The organism is Undibacterium sp. RTI2.2, assembly GCF_035018705.1.
Lineage (GTDB): Bacteria > Pseudomonadota > Gammaproteobacteria > Burkholderiales > Burkholderiaceae_D > Undibacterium.
Genome location: NZ_JASJXN010000014.1, coordinates 13,666 through 32,743 on the forward strand (window position 1 = coordinate 13,666; position 19,078 = coordinate 32,743).

The window sequence follows — 19,078 nt, forward strand, 5'->3', positions numbered from 1 at the left end:
GGTGCAATTGTCGCTGTAGCGTTCCCACTCAAATCGCGGTGGTGCTGTCCCTCTGAAGACCGCACGCCGTCTGCGTTTTTTGCGAAGTGGTAGCGGTCTAATGGAAAATCTGGGTCAAATAAATCCGTAATCAAAACATCGACCCACAACGCATCGACCCAAATGATTACGGATAAAAAACTAATTAAGATTTTGTACTTACCAATACCGACTGACAGGCTGCACGTTGCGGATCGCTCGCTGGTAATTTGCCACAAATGCCGTCAAGCTGGCTGCGTACTTTTTGGAACGACGCCTGATGCTTGCCATTTTTATTCCAGTCCATCAGCTTTTTACCCATCCGGTCCAGCGAGGAACGGTTACGCTCATAAAACGCATTTTCAGTTGCGCCAATTTCTGACAATACACTTTGAGTCGCCTTCTCAATGCGTGCATCTTCAGTCGGTGCCAACTCAATCAAACTATTCACATAGCTAGCGCCCCATTGCAGACGTGTGGCAGGACCTTTTGCCGCATTGTAGGCTTGCTCGTACCAATTGACAGCGGCGGTCTTGTCACCACGTTTTTTTGCATTAGATGCGAGACTGGACATAAAGTAATACGGAGAATGAGAGCGCTTTAATTCAGCTTTCAACAAATTATCTGACTCATCCATCATGCCTGCTGCACCAAACGCATGTGCCGCAGCGTTGACGACTGACTGGCGCTCGTAGGCATCGGTAGTCGCCTGCTCAATTTGTACTACCCGCTTTTGTATATCTTTTAGAAATGCGGCATCAGGCTTGGCATTATCTAGCGTTGCCAAAGTGGCCAAACCATTAATTGCTCCCAACCGATCCGTCTTCGATAAGCTGGCGTCATCTGCGAGCTTGACTAATGCAGCATTGAAGGTGGCGACTAATTGATTGCGTAAATCGGATTTAGCACTCGTCAAAAATTCGACCAGTTCACCCGGTACGCCAGTCACCAGATCCATGTTGTCACGAGCGTTTTTTTGATCGGCTAATGCTTTAGTCAGTTTATCTAAGGCCTTCGTTTTATCAATACTTACTTTTACTGAGCCAGGAGATGCGCTCGCGGTAATCGCTAAAGCCTTGAGGTAAAAACGTGTCGCATTAGAAGGATTTGGACTCAGCTCTGACAAACGCAGGAGCGTTGCAACGACATCTTTGCTGCTGACCAATTTCTGTTCAGGATCATCCCAAGAATAATCTGCCAGCAAGCTCCAGTCCTCTGCGCTGATTTTTTTACTCCCAGCAAGCGCCAGCTTCAAACTATCTTGCACAGATAAACTGCTGTTCATCGCCGAGGTCAGTACTTGTAAGTAGCGGTCAGAGTCAACTTCGCCAGGAAGGCGCGTGATTTCAGTGCCATCTGGCTTAAATAAAATCATGGTGGGATAACCGCGTACCTTGAAGCGCGCCGCTAATTTTTGCGCACTTGGCGTATCGCCATCCAAATACACAGGGATAAAATGACGGGAACGGTCAATAAAATCCTGACGATTAAAAATCGTTGCTTTGACCTGATTACAAGGCGGGCACCAAACTGCTCCCCAATACAAGAACAAAGGTTTTTTAGCTAATTTAGCTTGGGCAAAGGCAGCGTCAACATCGTTATCTTTGCGCCAGTCAATCCCACTGTGATCGGCGCTGGCTGCGACAGAACTAGATTTGTCTGTCGCCGCAAACAATGGAGACGCCACCAAAAATAAACTAGCGATAAGAGCAGATTGAATTTTCATAAGTAACCAGAATAGTAAATGACACTAAAGATGAGTGTTTAAGTGTAACAAATATAGTGAAAACAAGGCTACCTCCAAAATGCGATCCTATTGGATTGGAATGATTAGGCACAATCAATTGCAAGTTGACACTCTTTAACTAGCGTCTTTAATCTTGGATTAAAAACAAAAATGCGCAGGTTTTACGCTGCGCATTTTATATTTCAACTGAAATTTCAACTACTTAATATTTGTTTAACCGTTGAAGCTTTTTCCTTCTACTGCCAGCTTTGCCAGCAACGGTGCTACTTTCCATGCGTCGCCGTGACGACCTTTGGCGTATTTATCCATCGCCATGACGACATTTGGCAAACCAACAGTGTCAGCGTAGAACATCGGGCCACCGCGATGCAAAGGGAAGCCGTAGCCGGTTAAGTAGACCATATCGATATCTGATGCACGGGTAGCGATGCCCTCTTCTAGGATGTGTGCGGCTTCGTTGACCAATGCGTAGATCAAACGTTCAACAATTTCCTGATCGCTGACTTTGCGACGCTCAACACCAAGATCGGCAGAATGCTTGACGATCATGTCGTTGACGATTTGCGATGGATACGCTTTACGGTCGCCCGGTTTGTAGTCATACCAGCCTGCACCTGTTTTTTGACCATAGCGTCCTAACTCACAGAGTAAATCTGCAGTTTTGGAATAGGTTACTTCTGGTTTTTCTACATAGCGGCGTTTGCGAATATACCAACCAATATCATTACCAGCCAAATCGCCCATGCGGAATGGACCCATTGCAAAGCCCATTTTTTCGACCGCTTTATCAACCTGCTCCGGTGTGCAGCCTTCTTCCAGCAAGAAACCGGCTTGACGGCTGTATTGCTCGATCATACGATTACCGATAAAGCCATCACAGACACCAGACACTACGCCGGTCTTCTTGATTTTTTTGGACAAGGCCAAGGTCGTAGCGAGCACGTCTTTTGCGGTTTTTTTGCCACGGACGATTTCTAACAATTTCATCACATTGGCTGGGCTGAAGAAATGCGTTCCGACGACATCTTCCGGACGTTTGGTAAAACTAGCGATCTTATCGACGTCCAGTGTGGATGTGTTCGACGCGAGTATCGCACCAGGCTTCATAACCTCATCCAACTTTTTGAATACCTGCTCTTTCACACCCATGTCTTCAAATACGGCTTCTACTACGATGTCCGCTTGGCCGATGGCTTCGTAAGACAAAGTACCAGTGATCAGCGCAACACGCTGGTCAAATTTTTCTTGCGTCAGCTTGCCTTTTTTCAAGGTATTTTCGTAATTTTTACGAATCGTTGCCAAGCCTTTGTCCAATGCTTCTTGCTTCATTTCTAGAATTTGTACCGGGATGCCGGCATTAGCAAAGTTCATCGCAATGCCACCGCCCATCGTACCTGCACCGATCACGGCAGCAGATTTGATTGGACGAACTGGAGTATCTTCCGGTACATCAGGTAGTTTGCTGGCGGCACGCTCACCGAAGAAGGCATGACGCAAAGCTTTAGATTCTGTGGTCTGAACCAACTCAAGAAATAGTTCGCGCTCAAATTTAATACCATCGTCAAACTTGTGCGTGATGGAAGCCGCAACGGCTTCGACACATTTCAATGGAGCAGGGAAAGGTCCTGACATGGCACGCACAGTGTTGCGTGAGAACTGTAAAAAGGCTTCGTAATTTGGATAGTTAACTTTAATGTCACGTACTTTTGGCAAAGGTCGCACATCCGCGACTTTAGCCGCGAATGCTAGCGCACCTTGCATCAGATCGCCCTCGATCATTTCATTGAACAGGGCTGTTTTTGCCAACTTTTCAGAAGGAATAGCAGTTCCGGAAACGATCATGTTCAGGGCCATTTCCAAACCTAATACGCGTGGCAAACGCTGCGTACCGCCCGCCCCCGGCAAAATGCCGAGTTTAACTTCTGGCAGAGCGATTTGTGCGCCAGCGATAGCGACACGATAGTTACAACCCAACGCCAATTCCAGACCGCCGCCCATGCAGACAGAATGAATCGCAGCGATAACAGGCTTGCTGGAACCTTCCACCACGTTGATCACCGTATGCAGCGTTGGCTCTGCCATGGCTTTAGGTGAATTGAATTCTTTAATGTCCGCACCACCAGAAAACGCTTTGCCCGCGCCCGTGATGATAATTGCTTTAACCGCGTCATCGTTTAAGGCTTGCTTCATGCCCTCAACAATCGCACTGCGCGTGGAGTGACCCAAACCATTCACAGGGGGATTATTTAGCGTAATGACGGCAACATTGCCGTTGACTTGATATTCTGCGCTCATGTCTCTTCCTAAAGGTTGAAATGTTATTGATTTGGCAGGCTTAGATAAGCTATTTAACCAGTACAGTGCAGATCACTGCCAGATTAAAACTATTGCATTAAATAATGCTTTAGTTTCATTCACCGACATTCACTATACCGCAAAATAGTACGATCGTATTATTTCAACATAAAAATTTTTTAAACATCAACTATTCGACATACTCCCCTTAAAAACAAGGAAAGTATGCCGATTGTCCAGAGAATCATTGGACGAATAAATATTACTGGGGTAGAGTATATTTAAACTTCCAGCCACTCACGACGGATAGCATCATTAGCACGTAACTCGCTTGGGGTGCCTTCAAACACAATGCAGCCATGTCCCATGACATACACCCGTTGAGAAATCTCTAGCGCAATTGCCAGCTTCTGCTCAACTAATAAGACTGAAATGCCGCGATTCTTAAGCTCTTTCAAATATTCAGCGACCAGTTCTACGATTTTTGGCGCTAAACCTTCGGTCGGCTCGTCAATCATGATCAAATCAGGATCACCCATCAAGGTGCGGCACAGCGTCAGCATTTGTTGCTCGCCACCTGACAAAACCCCAGCAGCAGTATGCTGGCGCTCCTTCAGGCGAGGAAACATCTGATACATATCGTCCAGAGCCCAGCGTGATTTTTTGCCGGATTTTTCGCCCAGAATCAAATTTTGCTCGACGGTCAGTGTTGGAAAAATATCGCGATTTTCCGGAACATATCCCAAGCCTTTGTGAGCGATCTGGAACGCCTTCAAGCCGATAATTTCTTCGCCCTTAAACTTGATCGAGCCTGTCGAATTCACCTGCCCCATCGTCGCTTTGACTGTCGTCGAACGACCAACGCCGTTGCGTCCAAGCAGGCTAACAATTTCTCCCTGATTCACCACCAAATCGACGCCATGCAGAACATGGCTCTTGCCATAGAAAGCGTTTAAATCTTTAATTTCTAACAATGCACTCATGCTGCTGCCTCCACAGGTGCATGCCCACCTAAATAAGCGTCTTTCACTTTTTGATTGTTTCGGATGTTCATCGGGGTGTCGCAGGCAATGACTTCACCATAAACGACTACGGCAATTTTATCTGCCAGACCAAACACCACACTCATGTCGTGCTCCACCATGAGCAATGTTTTGCCCACGGTGACTTTACGAATCAGCTCGACTGCGGCATCCGACTCTGAACGACTCATCCCTGCAGTAGGTTCATCCAGCAAGATTACATCGGCACCACCGGCAATCGTAATGCCAATTTCCAGCGCACGTTGTTCGGCGTAAGTTAGCAAGCCAGCAGTAATATTACGACGCCGCTTGAGACCAATTTGCTCCAACACCGCCTCGGCACGTTCATGTGCGTCTTTTAAACCATTCAGCCGATGCCAGAAAGAATATTTGTAGCCTAGCGACCATAAGACCGCACAGCGCAAATTTTCATATACCGATAAACGGTGAAAAATATTGGTAATCTGGAAAGAGCGCGATAGACCACGACGATTGATTTCAAACGGCTTGAGCGTAGAAATACTTTCACCATTCAATAAAATATCGCCAGAAGTGATCGGGAAGCGACCAGAAATTAAATTAAACAGCGTCGATTTTCCCGCACCATTTGGTCCAATAATCGCAAAGCGTTCGCCCTTGGGTACTTGCAAGGTCGCACCACGGATGATTTCTGATTTGCCGAAACTTTTTCTGACTTCTTTTAATTCGAGGGAGAACTGACTCATGCTTGCACCCTCCGCATTTGCTCTTCGATTTCGGTATTCACTTCGCCCCATTTTTGTTGGAATGGTGGTTTAGCAAAGATAAATCCGGCGACGCCAACTACGATAAAGGCGGTAGCAATCAGCCATGAACTTGGCAAGGCTGTATCGAGATTGACACCAAACAGGTTCATTGTGGAAGTTTGCGACGCCTCTAAGGTGCGCTGATATAACATCTCGATGGCGAGTACGATGCCAATCACGGCGATGGCGGACGCCAGCAATAATTTCCACATCGGTGACCAGACACGTTTAAACAATCCAAACTTAGCAACGCGTAAATTCATCATCAAAATACTGGCCACACCACCAGGTGCATACATCACCACAAGAATAAAAATAATCCCTAAGTACAATTGCCAGGCTTTGGTGAAATCAGACATCATTACTGTCAGCATGACGCCAAGTACTGCACCGATCAATGGTCCAAAGAAGAAGCCAATTCCACCAATAAAAGTGAACAACAAAACACCACCAGAACGCACGGCACTGACATTCTCGGCGCTGACAATTTCAAAGTTAATCGCCGACAAACCACCTGCAATCCCGGCAAAAAACGCAGAAAGAATCAATGTTAGATAACGCACCCACTGTGTGTTATACCCGATGAACTCTACCCGTTCTGGATTATCTCTCACCGCATTCGTCAAGCGTCCCAATGGGGTTTGAGTAAAAGCATACATACCGATCGTGCTGATAAATAACCAGAACGCAATCAGGTAATACACCTGAATTTGGGGGCCGTAAGTAATACCCAAAAATGGCTGACCAATGACACGATTAGTTGAAATGCCGCCTTCGCCACCGAAGAAATTTGGAAACATCAAAGAACATGCAAATACCAGTTCAACGATCCCTAATGTGATCATAGAAAATGTTGTTCCTGATTTTTTGGTCGTGACGTAGCCAAACAAGACGCCAAATACCATACCGGCAACGCCGCCGATTAAGGGAATGAGAGTAATTGGGAAAATGAGCGAGCCATTCGTGACTAAATTCATCGCATGAATGGAAAAGAATGCCCCCAATCCCGAATACACTGCATGTCCAAATGAAAGCATCCCACCCTGCCCCAATAGCATATTGAAGGACAGGCCAAAAATCATGAGCGTACCGATTTGAGACAGCAGAGAAAGCGATCCGCCGGACTTAAAAATCAATGGCGCAACGATCAACATCAGAGCAAAGCAGCCCCATACAATCCAGCGCACCAGATTGAGAGGTTTATAGTTAAGAGTATTTGTCATTTTTTATCCTTCGCGAGTACCCAGCAAACCACGTGGCCGGAAGATGAGGATAAGTACCAACATTAGGTAAGGCATGATGGGTGCAGTCTGCGCAATTGTGAGATTGAGCAGAGCATAACCGGGTGTTGTATCGGTAATTTGTGTCCCCATTTTTGCGAACACCGTCACAAATGAATAGTCCAGTGCGACAGCAAATGTTTGTACGACGCCAATCAGTATTGAGGCGACAAAAGCACCCGCTAACGAGCCCATGCCTCCGACCACCACCACGACAAAAATAATACTACCTAGTGTCGCTGCCATACCTGGCTCCGTAACAAAAGCATTGCCGCCGACAACGCCAGCCAATCCTGCCAGCGCGCAACCGCCGCCAAACACCAGCATAAATACGCGTGGCACATTGTGTCCCAGCGCCTCTACCGTATCTGGGTGTGTCAATGCAGCTTGTATCACTAGACCGATACGAGTTTTGGTCAACAATAAATAAATCGAGATCAGCATCAGTAAGGCGACAAACATCATAAAGCCGCGATACATCGGGAAAGTCGTTGTGTACAAAGTGAATAAAGGGCCATCCAATGCAGCAGGAATCGCATACGGCACAGTAGAGCGTCCCCAGATCAACTGCACTAATTCCACAATCACATAAGACAAGCCAAAGGTGAATAATAGTTCGGGAATATGCCCGTATTTATGTACTGAACGCAGGCCATAACGCTCTACAAGTGCTCCCAAGACGCCAACAAGCAAAGGGGCAACGAGCAACGCAGGCCAAAAGCCAAGTTTGGAGCTGATGCCATAGGCAAAATATGCACCTATCATATAAAAACTGGCGTGGGCGAAATTGAGTACGCCCATCATACTGAAAATCAGCGTCAGTCCAGAGGAGAGCATAAACAAGAGCAGTCCGTAACTAACCCCGTTCAGCAAGGTGATCAATGTAAATTCCACTGCAAAGATCCTTTTGGAAAAAATGGACGATCGTACTAATTAACAAGAAAAAAAGAGAGCGCACCAAAGTGCTGCTCTCTTTATCTGATTAATTAACCTGGACGCTTCATTTGGCATGAAGAAGGCTGAGTAGCGACAAAGGCATCAATTTTCTGATTTGTCTTCCAGCCCATGCCTGTATTTTCTTGATCAAACTTAACGTCTTTGTCGTTCACTTTGACCCAAGTTGCGATGTATAAGGGCTGCTGAATTTGATGATCCAGCTTACGCATCACGGTGTCGCCATTTAAACTTTTAACTCTGGAACCTTCCATAGCGAAAGCAACATCTTTTGGCTCTATCGATTTGGCATCTTTCACGGCTTTAGCCATGTACGAAAGAATAGAATACGTCGCCATAGAATAGTAATCTTCTTTGTACTTTGCTTTATAACCCTCAACGATATCTTTACCGGCGAAAGTTTCATTATTCGGGTTCCAGTAGCCGACGTATTTCACTTTATCTATACCCGCCGCACCCATTGCAGTCGGCACACCTGTTGTTGCAGCATAGTAGGTGTAGAAGTTAGCTTTAAGATCTGCATCTTTAGCCGCTTTAATTAAGAGCGCCAAGTCAGCACCCCAGTTGCCTGTGATGACACTATCTGCGCCCGATGCTTTAATTTTTGCAATATACGGAGCGAAATCTTTGACTTGACCAATTGGATGTAAATCATCGCCAACGATCTGTACATCAGGGCGTTTGCGTGCCAGATATTCTTTCGCGGCACGGGTAACTTGCTGACCGAAAGAGTAGTTCTGACCAATGATATAAACCTTCTTGATATTTTTATCCTGCGCCATATAAGTCGTCAGGGATTCCATTTTCATGTCTGAGTTGGAATCAAAGCGGAAATGCCAGAAGCTGCATTTGCTATTGGTCATGTCTGGATCAACAGCTGCGTGATTGAGGTAAACAATTTCTTTGCCAGGATTACGTTCGTTGTATTTGTTGACCGCATCCTCTAACGCCAAACCGGCACCAGAACCATTACCTTGCGTGATATAACGGAAACCTTTATCGATTACGGTTTTCAGTACGCTTAAGGATTCTTGTGGGCTACTTTTATTATCAAAGCCAACCACTTCAAATTTATGCGGACCAGCCCAGCCCTCAGCATTGGCTTTATCTGCCACGTACTGAAACGAGTTCAGAATATTTTGCCCCACGGGTGCAAATGGGCCTGACAGTGGATCGATGTAAGCGATTTTGATTGTGTCTGCCATCGTCAGTGGTGCGGATAATGCCAGGGCAACAGCTAACACCGGTGTACGTAATTGAAATTTCATTTGTCTCACTCCAATATTTTATTTGTGGATGTTGATAGAATTTTTAAAATCTTTTTTATTGTTGTCTGTGCTTCTTTCTTGCTTTAGAACTTTTGAGTAAAAATGCGCTACTCAATCCTGCCTCCCTTTTAAATCAAGCCGTTGGTAATTGATAGTCTTTGAATTGATCTCTCAATTTATTTTTCAAGATCTTTCCTGTTGCACCTAAAGGTAAGGCGTCAATGAAAACAACGTCATCTGGCATCCACCATTTTGCAATTTTTCCTTCATAAAAACTGATCAGTTCTTGTTTTTCTATCTCTGCACCTGGTTTTTTTACGACCAGCAAAAGAGGACGTTCGTCCCACTTTGGATGAAAAATACCAATACATGCAGCTTGTAAAACGGCAGGATGGGACATTGCTACATTTTCCAGATCAATCGTGCCTATCCATTCACCGCCCGACTTAATCACATCTTTACTACGGTCTGTAATCTGCATATAACCATCAGCATCAATAGTTGCAACGTCACCTGTCGGGAACCAGCCATCCTCAAGAACATCACCACCTTCGTGCTTATAATAACTGCTGATAATCCATGGACCTTTGACTAGCAAGTTACCATAGGTTTTGCCATCCCAAGGCAATTCTTTGCCTGCATCGTCCACAATCTTCATGTCAACGCCATAGATTACGTGGCCTTGTTTTTCCAAGATTGCTTGTTGTGCCTCATCGGACAATAAACTGTGCTTTGCCATCAAGGTACCAGTAGTACCTAATGGCGACATCTCAGTCATGCCCCATGCATGGACAACTTCTACCCCGTAGGTATGGCGTAAGGTTTTCATCATGGCTGGAGGGCATGCCGAGCCACCAATTACAGTTCGTTTAAAACTAGAGAACTTCAAATTATTTTGTGCGACATACGTCAGCAAGCCCAGCCAGACCGTAGGTACGCCCGCAGAAAAGGTAACTTGCTCCTGCTCAAATAATTCGTATAAAGATTTGCCATCTAGGGCTGGGCCAGGGAAAACCAGTTTTGCTCCCGTCAGTGGAGCCGAATATGGCAAACCCCAGGCATTGACATGGAACATCGGCACCACAGGCAGCACGCAATCACGGCCAGAGACATTTAATCCGTCTGGCATTGCCGATGCATAAGAATGTAAGACAGTTGAACGGTGCGAATACAGTGCGCCTTTGGGGTTACCCGTAGTACCAGACGTGTAGCACAAACTAGATGCGGAGTTTTCGTCAAATAAAGGCCAGACAAAATCATCTGAATTAGCGTCGATCAAATCTTCGTAACACATCAAATTAGGTACAGCACCGTCTGTGGGTAAATGCTCGCGGCTGCACATCATGATGTAGCCTTTGATAGTCGGACAATGACTGGCAATGGCTTTGATGATAGGCAAAAAATTTATCTCGAAGAACAAATATTGATCTTCCGCATGATTCACCATGTAGCTGATCTGTTCTGGATGCAAACGAGGATTGATCGTGTGCAATACAGCACCGGAACCGGAAACCGCATAATAAGCTTCCAGATGGCGATAACCGTTCCACGCTAATGTGGCGACTCTGTCACCAATTTTGACATCCAATTGTTTAAGCGCATTGGCGAGCTTTTTAGCGCGGCTATGGCATTCGCGGTAGTTATAGCGATGGATATCGCCCTCTACACGCCTTGAGACTATTTCGCTGCTACCAAAATAACGATCTGCATGTTCAATCAAACTGGAAATAAGCAGAGGCTTACTCATCATTTGTCCCATCACCGGACTTTGTTGATACTGCGACATCTGTTCTCCCGAAGTAGTGCTAAGTTATTCTAAGTTATTAGATATCTGGCAAGCATGCAAGGTTTTGTAATTCGGTTCGCTTTTTTGTTTTATTTACCGAATTAAATTCTTTCGCCCTGATTTTTGTACGACCGTACTAATTCGTCAATCCTTATTTATGTTGCAAGGCACCATGTTTTTTGAGAAATTTTTTATATTCTGGCATCCTCATTAGAGTAAATCCTCGATTTCATAAAAATACCGATATTGCAATGCAACAGAGAGGTATTAAAAACCGCCAATTTGAGACATTTTTCAATCGGTTTTTGATGTATTTTTCTGTGACTGAATTTGCATATAAAAAAATTGCCGGCGACATTTCTGCCCCGGCAATCTATTTCAAATCATGGATCACATCATTTACGCCAAAGTTGCTCCAACGTTGGCTCAAATTACTGACGATATTTGCTCCGCAGGCAAATAGCACTTGCACAACGATTAAGTCGTTTTTTTACGTCCCTTACCAATAGTTTGCGTCTCTCCAGATTCCAGCAGAAAACCTGCGGCTGCATCGCGACCCAAGACTTTGACCAGATACGGCATGACTTCTCTCAGCGTGGCTTCCAGTGTCCATGGCGGGTTAATAATAAACATACCGCTGCTATGCAAACCAAAACCGTCTGGCGTGGGTCCGCTAATCGATAAAGTCACATTGAGCCAACCGTTGGCTTGCAAACGCTTCAATCTTTCAGGTAATTGCTTGGAATCTTGACGAATCAGCACTGGGTACCAGACAGCAAATGTACCGGTAGGGAAACGCTTTAAACCATCTTCCACCGTATCTTTGACGCGGCGGTAGTCATCTTTTACTTCATACGGAGGGTCAATTAAAACCAGACCACGGCGTGATGGTGGCGGCAACAAAGCCTTTACACCCTCAAAGCCGTCACCAGCGGCAATGATGACACGCTTGCCTCTGGTGGTCGGTCTGTGTCCCTGCGCTGCCAGATGCGCATCGAGCTTACGGAAGTTCTCGCTCAGGATTTTAATCTCGCTAGGATGTAGCTCGAATAAACGTAGACGATCTTGTTCACGTAAGATTTTGTCGGCACAATAAGGCGAGCCGGGGTAGTAGCGCATCTTGCCGCTTGGATTTAGCTCTTTAACCAGGTCAACATATTCAGCCAGGCTAGGCGGCAAGTCTTTGCGATCCCACAGCGGAGCAATGCCGGTTTCAAATTCGGCATTTTTTGTTGCATAACCAGCATCCAGCGAATACAAACCAGCACCAGCATGCGTGTCTATGTAGGTGTAGGCCGTATCTTTCTGACCTAAATAATTCAGTAATTGAATTGTGACGAAATGCTTGAGAACGTCTGCGTGGTTGCCTGCATGGAAGCCGTGGCGATAGCTCAGCATAATGAGTGATTCCTATAAAAATATATGGCTTGTCTTCCGTTGAGAAAGCAAGCCATTGAGGTTCGATGCCGGATTTTACTCTTTTTAAGCCTAGACAGGCTCAAAACGACTTAAAGCACCTTAAAACAGATGGAAGTTCAGTCTCAGCTAATCCGCTTCCCCATGATGATCAAATCACGTTCAATGCCATCCAAGTTAGCAACACGGGGCATATTTGCCCAAATCTCAAAGTTAAACTTGGCAAATAAATTCATGCTGGGTGTGTTGTGACCGAATATAAATCCCAGCAGAGTATGTACTGCGATTTGCGGAGCATAGGCAATCGCCTGATTCAGAAAATATCGCCCCAAGCCTTTACCGCGGGCATCCTCATGTAAATAAATAGAAAGCTCTGCTGTGCCGGAATACGCGGGCCGTCCATAAAAATTAGAAAATGACAGCCAGCCTAAAATTTTTCCATTGTCTTCAATCACCCACAGCGGACGTTTGTCTGGCGTATGCTCGTTGAACCAGGCGTGTCGGGACTCAACCGATATTGGGTCAGTATCGGCAGTGACCTGACGGGAAGCAACAGTAGAGTTATAGATAGCGACAATCGCTGGCAGATCAGCGAATCTTGCCAGGCGATGGGAGGGAACAAATCCAGACATAATTATCAATACAAGGAGAAATTTAGGACGTTTGAACCAACATAGTCTCGTCAACGAACTCAAGGCAAAGCGCTTGAGTTGAAAAGTGGATGCTAAAGCGTATGAGTTGCGCGCGATGAACGAATCGCAGCGCCTAATAACTCTTCCACCCTTAAACGGATACGTGTACCACTTTCATCATCGGGAAAGTGGACGCCGATACCTTGTGACTTGTTATTGCCAGCACCTGCCGGGGTGATCCAGGCTACTTTGCCAGCGATAGGATATTTATTTGGGTCATCTAATAAAGTCAAAATCAGATAAATCTCTTCGCCCAAGCGATAAGATTTATTGGTTGGTACAAAGATACCGCCATTTTTTAGGAATGGCATATAGGCAGAGTACAGCGCTGCCTTCTCTTTAATTGCCAATGACAACACGGAAGGACGCGCCGGTGTTGGCATGTTCAAAGGAATACCAGGATCGGCGGGCAAGTCGGCCATAAACAAGCTTTCAGTGAAATAGTGAAGAGTAATCCAACAGCATATCTTCAATAAAGAGTTTGGCAGACAAAGGATGACTGGCAATTGCCTGACGCTCATTCGTGCTCTTAATCACATTTAATAAAGCATGGACGTCAACACGTTGGGCGAGCACAGCTAACTCTTTTTGATATCGAGGATGATACCGGATTCTTCCTGTTTGTTTATAAGAAAAAATATCATACAACCAACGCTGCAACCAGGCGACCGTATTCGGCACACTAAGTTTTTGTATTTTTTCCGCAATTTTCAAGCTGGAATCAACACCCGGCTTACTTAACTGACGCAAAAATTCGTCTAACTCCGCTCTGTCTTCCGACTGCGACATCAATAAGGCAGATAAGGGCGCGCCACCTTGCTGCGCCAGCCAGGTCTCTGCATCGCCTAACTGTTGGGTTTTCAACCAGTCCAAAGATTGCTGTTTGTCTGGCAAACCCATTCCAAATTTGTGACAGCGCGACAAAATCGTCGGCAACAATTTATCCAGACTGTTTGAGACCAGAATAAATACCGTATTGGGATTCGGCTCTTCCAATGATTTAAGCAAGGCATTGGCCGCCGGGATATTCAAGGCTTCGGCCGGATACAACACGATCACACGTCGTCCCTGACGATGGGTAGAAATATTCATAAAATCGCCCAATGCCCGCACCTGATTGATGACGATTTCTTTTGATGGTGCTTTGCTAGATTTTGTTTTTTTCTCAGGCTCAGGAGCATCGCCCTCGCTGGCGGCGCCCTCTTCCTCATCCAGTAACTCGGGCCTGACCCGACGGTAGTCCGGATGACTGTACTGCCCAAACCAGCCGCAAGATAAGCAAGTACCGCAGGCATGGCCGTCTGCGGAAGGTGCTTCACACAATAAGGACTGCGCCAGATGTTCGGCAAAAACAGTTTTGCCGATGCCTTCAGGACCGTATAGCAAAATCGCATGAGGCATACGCTGCCGTAGTAAATTCAATTGTTGCCAAGCGTCTTGCTGCCAGATAAAAAGTGGATGCGTCATACCTGCGTCTGCTGATTTGAATGCGACTTAAATGAATATGGTTCAGGTTCACTACACAAGCGCTCAATCAAGGTATCAAGATACGCACGGATGTCAGGAATCGGACGGGTCGAATCGATGATCTGAAAACGTTCTGAAAACTCAGCGGCGCGGCGCAAATATTCAGCGCGGGTATCTGCAAAAAATTCTGCTTTTTCCTGCTCAAACTTATCCAGATCGCGGCTTGCATCCAGACGGGCACGTGCTACTTCTAAAGGCACATCAAACAAAAATGTCATGTCAGGCTGTAAATCGGGATGTACCCATTGTTCCAGTGCATTCAGTTTTTCCAGCGCCAATTTACGTCCACCACCTTGATAAGCAAAACTCGCATCGGTAAAGCGATCAGAAATAACCCAGTCACCGCGAGCTAAGGCCGGTTCTATTACTTGAGCGATATGTTCTCTGCGTACGGCGAACATGAGTAAGGCTTCCGTTTCTAAATGCATTTTTTCCTGCAAAAGCAGATCACGTAATTTTTCGCCTAATGCCGTACCACCGGGTTCACGGGAAGACACAACCTTAATCCCATGCTGCTGCAACTGCTCTGCCACATATGCAATATGGGTGGATTTACCGGCGCCATCAATACCTTCAAAAGTAATGAACTTGCCTCTTGTTGCTGCACTTGTTTTGCTTGCTATCGACATACAAATCAATTCTTTAATCAGTTCTTGCTATAGTTTTTGGTAATTCAATTTGGTTTACTTCAATCTTGATCTAGCGCTGATATTTATTAACGGCACGATTGTGCTCACTCAAATCATCAGAAAACTGGCTAGTACCATCACCTCTGGCGACAAAATATAAAGCACCACTTTTCGCGGGAGTAAACGCCGCTGTCAATGAGGCGATTCCGGGCAATGCGATCGGCGTTGGCGGCAGACCAGTGCGAGTATAGGTGTTAAACGGTGTATCGGTGAGCAAATCGTTTTTTCTGATTTTGCCTTGATATTTATCCCCCATGCCATAAATCACCGTCGGATCTGTTTGCAGAAGCATGCCTAGCTTGAGACGATTAACAAATACCGCAGCGATCATAGTGCGCTCAGATTTTTGGCCGGTTTCTTTTTCGATGATAGATGCCATGATCAAGGCTTCATAAGCTGTTTTATACGGCAGCATTGTGCTCTTTGCTGCCCACGCCTCGTTGAGCTTTTTAATCATCACACTATGTGCTTGCTGATAAATTTGCAGATCGCTAGACCCTTTGGCAAACAAATAGGTATCAGGGAAAAATAAACCTTCCGGCAATGCGTAATCAGGATCGATTTTTTTCATCAGGTCGCGGTCGGACATACCAGCAGTATCATGCTTTAAGTCAGAATTAGTATCGACTACTTTACGCATCTGCTGAAAAGTCCAGCCCTCAATAATCGCCAAAGCACCAAACGAAAAATCACCGCTGACGATTTTGTTCAATAGGTCTAACGGCGTTTTATTAGATTCTAATTCGAAAGAACCTGCTTTTAATTTATTCGCCTTGCCGGTAGCACGTGCTAGCACTTCGAACAATATAGGATTAATCGGAACACCCGCTTCGTAGATTTGTCGGGCAGAACTGCGAACACTACTACCGGCTTTGATGCTGAAATCAATTGGTTTATCTACCGATGTGCCGCTACTTATTTCTGGAATGAAGATAGGTTGCATTGCCCAATAAGCAAAACCACCGCAAGCAGCGCCACCAAGCAAAATAATGAGAACGAAAATTTTTTTTATAAACGCCATACCAAAAATTGTGACCTGATTAAAAATGTTGAGTTAAAAGCTTAAATTATTAAAAACTTGGAATTAAAAGCTGCGCATTAAAAACTGAAAGCTAAAAGCAATGAGAACGAAAAGCGATTACAAACGTATTTTTGCGGACAGCACTATAATCCGCAGGAGATAGAACATTCTAGGTAGCACATAGTAAGTGAGACGTATTTTAAACCGAGACTCCATGAATACAGAAACAATGACTAGTTGGCAGGATTTTTTAGCGCAACACGGCGCCCATATCGTTGATCAAAAGGTGCAAGGCTTTGCGACCGCTACAGAAGCGCACTTTTTGATCGGCTCTAATGGCACAGCAGGCTTTATTTCTGCATTGACCGATCAAGCATTGCTATTAGCGACGGGCGAAGATGCTGCCAGTTTTTTACATAATCAATTGAGCAACGATGTAGAAAAACTGGGACAAGATAATGCCAAATTAGCCTGCTACTGCACGCCAAAAGGTCGCATGATAGCCAGCTTCGTTTACTGGAAAACTACCGATGGTATCGTCTTGCAATTGCATGCTTCGATCAAAACAGCCATCCATAAACGATTGCAAATGTTCATTTTGAGAGCAAAAGCTAAACTAAGCGATATCAGTAATGAGCAAGTTGTGCTAGGTCTTGGCGGCCAGGCAGCAGAAGCGGCGTTAACAACTTGGTTTCCCTCATTGCCACAACAAATCTACGGCAAAGTTGATACTGCCTTTGGCACCTTGATCCGCGTCGCAGATGCACATCAGTTACCACGTTACCAGTGGATCGCCACGAATGCTATCGCACAACAAGTCTGGCCGCAATTAAGCAAACAACTGCAACCTGTCGATACAAGCGTATGGCATCTGACCAATATCCAAGCAGGTGTCGCGCAGATTATCGATAAAACTCAAGAAAAATTTGTACCGCAGATGGTCAATTTTGAATTGATTGGTGGGGTCAACTTTAAAAAGGGCTGCTATCCAGGTCAGGAAATCGTCGCTCGCAGCCAATATTTGGGCAAACTCAAACGCCGGATGGCAATCGCCCGCATCGCGCATGACGCCAGCAATCCTATTTTGGCGGGTAGCGAAGTGTTTGCTGCAACGGAGGGCGATCAGCCTTGCGGCATGATCGTCAACGCCGAAATGGAAGATGCGCAGCACAGCCTTTGTCTGGTTGAAATGAAGGTAGCGGATCAGGAAAATGGCGATATTCATCTGGGGTCGGCGACTGGTGAGCAACTACTATTTCTGCCACTGCCTTATGCGGTGGTTGACATCACTGCATAGTTAAATCCGTCTAGCTTGAAGAATGAGATTACAGGTGAAATCAATATACTCACCCTATGTATAAGAATATGATGGCTTATTGTCCAATTAGTCTCTGGACAATTAATCAAATTAGTCAAATACTCCCCTTTTTTTATACATTTAACTGCATTTTCAGATAATTGCGAAGCGACGACCAGAATCTACTATGGACTGCTATATTTATTACAAAACACCGGTCGAACATCAAGATCAGGTTTTAGAACAAGTACAAGCGATGCAAGACATTCTTCGCCGTGACACTGGCATTAGATCAGGCCTGCAGCGTCGACCCGAAGTCAGTGGTGGCATGCAGACCTGGATGGAAATTTATCAACAAGTCCCGGAGAATTTTATCGCCTGCATCACCCTGGCGATACAACAAACCCGCTTGCTAGCTTTGATTCATGGTGAGCGACATCCTGAATTTTTTATGGAGATAATTCCATGTGTCTGATCGTCTTTGCCTGGAAATTATTACCGCATACGCCTCTCATCGTCGCCAGCAACCGGGATGAATTTTATGATCGACCGGCAGCACCGGCAATCTGGTGGGAAGGTGCACCCCATGTATTTGGCGGACGTGATTTACAATCCGGCGGCACCTGGATGGGGGTAGCCAATCAGGAAGATCAGAATGCTGCGGCGAAAAAATTTGCAGCTATTACCAATGTACGGGCGCCCTCAGAGAAGCGCACTGATGCACCCTCTCGCGGCACGCTGGTATCCAATTATCTGACAGGTACACTATCTGCCAAAGACTATATCGTCAGCATCAAAGACAAGGTAGCAGACTACAACGGTTTTAATTTGTTGGTGGGCGATGAAGAGGATTTGATCTGGTTCTCTAATCGCAAACAAGACGATCCACGCAATGGTCAACCGCTGTCGCCGGGTATTTATGGCATTTCAAACGCAGCACTTGATACACCTTGGCCCAAAGTCGTCAAAACCAAAGCGGAGTTTGCCAGCTTGCTGTGTCAGCGTGCGCCGGAAGAAGCTTATTTTGAAATGCTGTCAAACACCACACCAGCACCCGACTGCCGCTTGCCAGATACAGGGATCAGCTTTGAGATGGAACGTCTGTTGTCATCCCCATGCATAGAGTCGCCAGATTACGGCACGCGCGTATCTAGTCTGATCAAAATACATAGCCACCATCCGGCTGAATTTCATGAGAAGCTGCTACGTTAATTGATGCATCGGTGCGACATTAGTTAAGCCGGCACATCGACTAAATCAAAGAATTGCAGATATCAAAAC

General features: G+C 45.7%; 17 protein-coding genes. 3 read left to right on the top strand and 14 right to left on the bottom strand.

The window, feature by feature from the left end; translation table 11 throughout:
* Positions 1–184: 184 nt before the first annotated feature.
* The 14 genes from QN395_RS09485 to mltG form a co-directional block, all read right to left on the bottom strand.
* Entirely contained in the window at positions 185–1,744 is a 1,560-nt protein-coding gene (locus QN395_RS09485) for a thioredoxin family protein (protein ID WP_322119165.1), read from the bottom strand.
* 234 nt (positions 1,745–1,978) lie between these two features.
* Complete coding sequence (locus tag QN395_RS09490) at positions 1,979–4,060, bottom strand: 3-hydroxyacyl-CoA dehydrogenase NAD-binding domain-containing protein (RefSeq protein WP_322119166.1); 2,082 nt, start codon at positions 4,058–4,060, stop codon at positions 1,979–1,981.
* 281 nt (positions 4,061–4,341) lie between these two features.
* Positions 4,342–5,043, bottom strand: coding sequence for an ABC transporter ATP-binding protein (locus QN395_RS09495; RefSeq protein ID WP_322119167.1), 702 nt, complete (start codon positions 5,041–5,043; stop codon positions 4,342–4,344).
* Positions 5,040–5,807, bottom strand: a complete 768-nt coding sequence (locus QN395_RS09500) for an ABC transporter ATP-binding protein (protein WP_322119168.1) — start codon at positions 5,805–5,807, stop codon at positions 5,040–5,042. The genes QN395_RS09495 and QN395_RS09500 overlap by 4 nt, the downstream gene beginning before the upstream one ends.
* The gene (locus QN395_RS09505) at positions 5,804–7,090 is read right to left on the bottom strand and encodes a branched-chain amino acid ABC transporter permease (protein ID WP_322119169.1); all 1,287 of its coding nucleotides are present in this window, start codon (positions 7,088–7,090) and stop codon (positions 5,804–5,806) included. Before QN395_RS09505 ends, QN395_RS09500 begins: the two co-directional genes overlap by 4 nt.
* A gap of 3 nt (positions 7,091–7,093) precedes the next feature.
* Complete coding sequence (locus QN395_RS09510; protein ID WP_416200156.1) at positions 7,094–7,984, bottom strand: branched-chain amino acid ABC transporter permease; 891 nt, start codon at positions 7,982–7,984, stop codon at positions 7,094–7,096.
* A gap of 149 nt (positions 7,985–8,133) precedes the next feature.
* Positions 8,134–9,306 (bottom strand): branched-chain amino acid ABC transporter substrate-binding protein, encoded by a 1,173-nt coding sequence (locus QN395_RS09515; protein ID WP_416200157.1) that lies wholly within the window; start codon positions 9,304–9,306, stop codon positions 8,134–8,136.
* A 196-nt stretch (positions 9,307–9,502) separates the two neighbouring features.
* Entirely contained in the window at positions 9,503–11,155 is a 1,653-nt protein-coding gene (locus tag QN395_RS09520) for a 3-(methylthio)propionyl-CoA ligase (RefSeq protein WP_322119172.1), read from the bottom strand.
* 477 nt (positions 11,156–11,632) lie between these two features.
* On the bottom strand, positions 11,633–12,553 hold the full coding sequence (locus QN395_RS09525) for a 23S rRNA (adenine(2030)-N(6))-methyltransferase RlmJ (protein ID WP_323492347.1): 921 nt from the start codon (positions 12,551–12,553) through the stop codon (positions 11,633–11,635).
* Between the two features lie 143 nt (positions 12,554–12,696).
* Positions 12,697–13,203, bottom strand: a complete 507-nt coding sequence (locus QN395_RS09530; protein ID WP_322119174.1) for an N-acetyltransferase family protein — start codon at positions 13,201–13,203, stop codon at positions 12,697–12,699.
* 92 nt (positions 13,204–13,295) lie between these two features.
* Positions 13,296–13,685, bottom strand: a complete 390-nt coding sequence (locus tag QN395_RS09535; protein WP_322119175.1) for a PilZ domain-containing protein — start codon at positions 13,683–13,685, stop codon at positions 13,296–13,298.
* Between the two features lie 10 nt (positions 13,686–13,695).
* Entirely contained in the window at positions 13,696–14,730 is a 1,035-nt protein-coding gene (locus QN395_RS09540) for a DNA polymerase III subunit delta' (RefSeq protein WP_322119176.1), read from the bottom strand.
* Positions 14,727–15,419, bottom strand: coding sequence for a dTMP kinase (gene tmk, locus QN395_RS09545; RefSeq protein WP_322119177.1), 693 nt, complete (start codon positions 15,417–15,419; stop codon positions 14,727–14,729). The genes QN395_RS09540 and tmk overlap by 4 nt, the downstream gene beginning before the upstream one ends.
* Positions 15,420–15,489: 70 nt before the next feature.
* The gene (gene mltG, locus QN395_RS09550; protein ID WP_322119178.1) at positions 15,490–16,500 is read right to left on the bottom strand and encodes an endolytic transglycosylase MltG; all 1,011 of its coding nucleotides are present in this window, start codon (positions 16,498–16,500) and stop codon (positions 15,490–15,492) included.
* A gap of 214 nt (positions 16,501–16,714) precedes the next feature.
* Between mltG and QN395_RS09555 the strand changes: the two genes are divergently transcribed.
* The 3 genes from QN395_RS09555 to QN395_RS09565 all read left to right on the top strand — a co-directional run bounded on the left by QN395_RS09555 (position 16,715) and on the right by QN395_RS09565 (position 19,009).
* Positions 16,715–17,797 (top strand): folate-binding protein, encoded by a 1,083-nt coding sequence (locus tag QN395_RS09555; protein ID WP_322119179.1) that lies wholly within the window; start codon positions 16,715–16,717, stop codon positions 17,795–17,797.
* Between the two features lie 187 nt (positions 17,798–17,984).
* Positions 17,985–18,272, top strand: a complete 288-nt coding sequence (locus QN395_RS09560) for a DUF4936 family protein (protein WP_322119180.1) — start codon at positions 17,985–17,987, stop codon at positions 18,270–18,272.
* The gene (locus tag QN395_RS09565) at positions 18,263–19,009 is read left to right on the top strand and encodes an NRDE family protein (RefSeq protein WP_322119181.1); all 747 of its coding nucleotides are present in this window, start codon (positions 18,263–18,265) and stop codon (positions 19,007–19,009) included. Before QN395_RS09560 ends, QN395_RS09565 begins: the two co-directional genes overlap by 10 nt.
* Positions 19,010–19,078 lie beyond the last annotated feature (69 nt).

Excerpts from the sequence above, each read along its gene's own strand:
- QN395_RS09485 (WP_322119165.1), bottom strand. The coding sequence starts at position 1,744 with ATGAAAATTCAATCTGCTCTTATCGCTAGTTTATTTTTGGTGGCGTCT.
- QN395_RS09490 (WP_322119166.1), bottom strand. The coding sequence starts at position 4,060 with ATGAGCGCAGAATATCAAGTCAACGGCAATGTTGCCGTCATTACGCTA.
- QN395_RS09495 (WP_322119167.1), bottom strand. The coding sequence starts at position 5,043 with ATGAGTGCATTGTTAGAAATTAAAGATTTAAACGCTTTCTATGGCAAG.
- QN395_RS09500 (WP_322119168.1), bottom strand. The coding sequence starts at position 5,807 with ATGAGTCAGTTCTCCCTCGAATTAAAAGAAGTCAGAAAAAGTTTCGGC.
- QN395_RS09505 (WP_322119169.1), bottom strand. The coding sequence starts at position 7,090 with ATGACAAATACTCTTAACTATAAACCTCTCAATCTGGTGCGCTGGATT.
- QN395_RS09510 (WP_416200156.1), bottom strand. The coding sequence starts at position 7,984 with ATGCTCTCCTCTGGACTGACGCTGATTTTCAGTATGATGGGCGTACTC.
- QN395_RS09515 (WP_416200157.1), bottom strand. The coding sequence starts at position 9,306 with ATGGCAGACACAATCAAAATCGCTTACATCGATCCACTGTCAGGCCCA.
- QN395_RS09520 (WP_322119172.1), bottom strand. The coding sequence starts at position 11,155 with ATGTCGCAGTATCAACAAAGTCCGGTGATGGGACAAATGATGAGTAAG.
- QN395_RS09525 (WP_323492347.1), bottom strand. The coding sequence starts at position 12,553 with ATGCTGAGCTATCGCCACGGCTTCCATGCAGGCAACCACGCAGACGTT.
- QN395_RS09530 (WP_322119174.1), bottom strand. The coding sequence starts at position 13,203 with ATGTCTGGATTTGTTCCCTCCCATCGCCTGGCAAGATTCGCTGATCTG.
- QN395_RS09535 (WP_322119175.1), bottom strand. The coding sequence starts at position 13,685 with ATGGCCGACTTGCCCGCCGATCCTGGTATTCCTTTGAACATGCCAACA.
- QN395_RS09540 (WP_322119176.1), bottom strand. The coding sequence starts at position 14,730 with ATGACGCATCCACTTTTTATCTGGCAGCAAGACGCTTGGCAACAATTG.
- tmk (WP_322119177.1), bottom strand. The coding sequence starts at position 15,419 with ATGTCGATAGCAAGCAAAACAAGTGCAGCAACAAGAGGCAAGTTCATT.
- mltG (WP_322119178.1), bottom strand. The coding sequence starts at position 16,500 with ATGGCGTTTATAAAAAAAATTTTCGTTCTCATTATTTTGCTTGGTGGC.
- QN395_RS09555 (WP_322119179.1), top strand. The coding sequence starts at position 16,715 with ATGAATACAGAAACAATGACTAGTTGGCAGGATTTTTTAGCGCAACAC.
- QN395_RS09560 (WP_322119180.1), top strand. The coding sequence starts at position 17,985 with ATGGACTGCTATATTTATTACAAAACACCGGTCGAACATCAAGATCAG.
- QN395_RS09565 (WP_322119181.1), top strand. The coding sequence starts at position 18,263 with ATGTGTCTGATCGTCTTTGCCTGGAAATTATTACCGCATACGCCTCTC.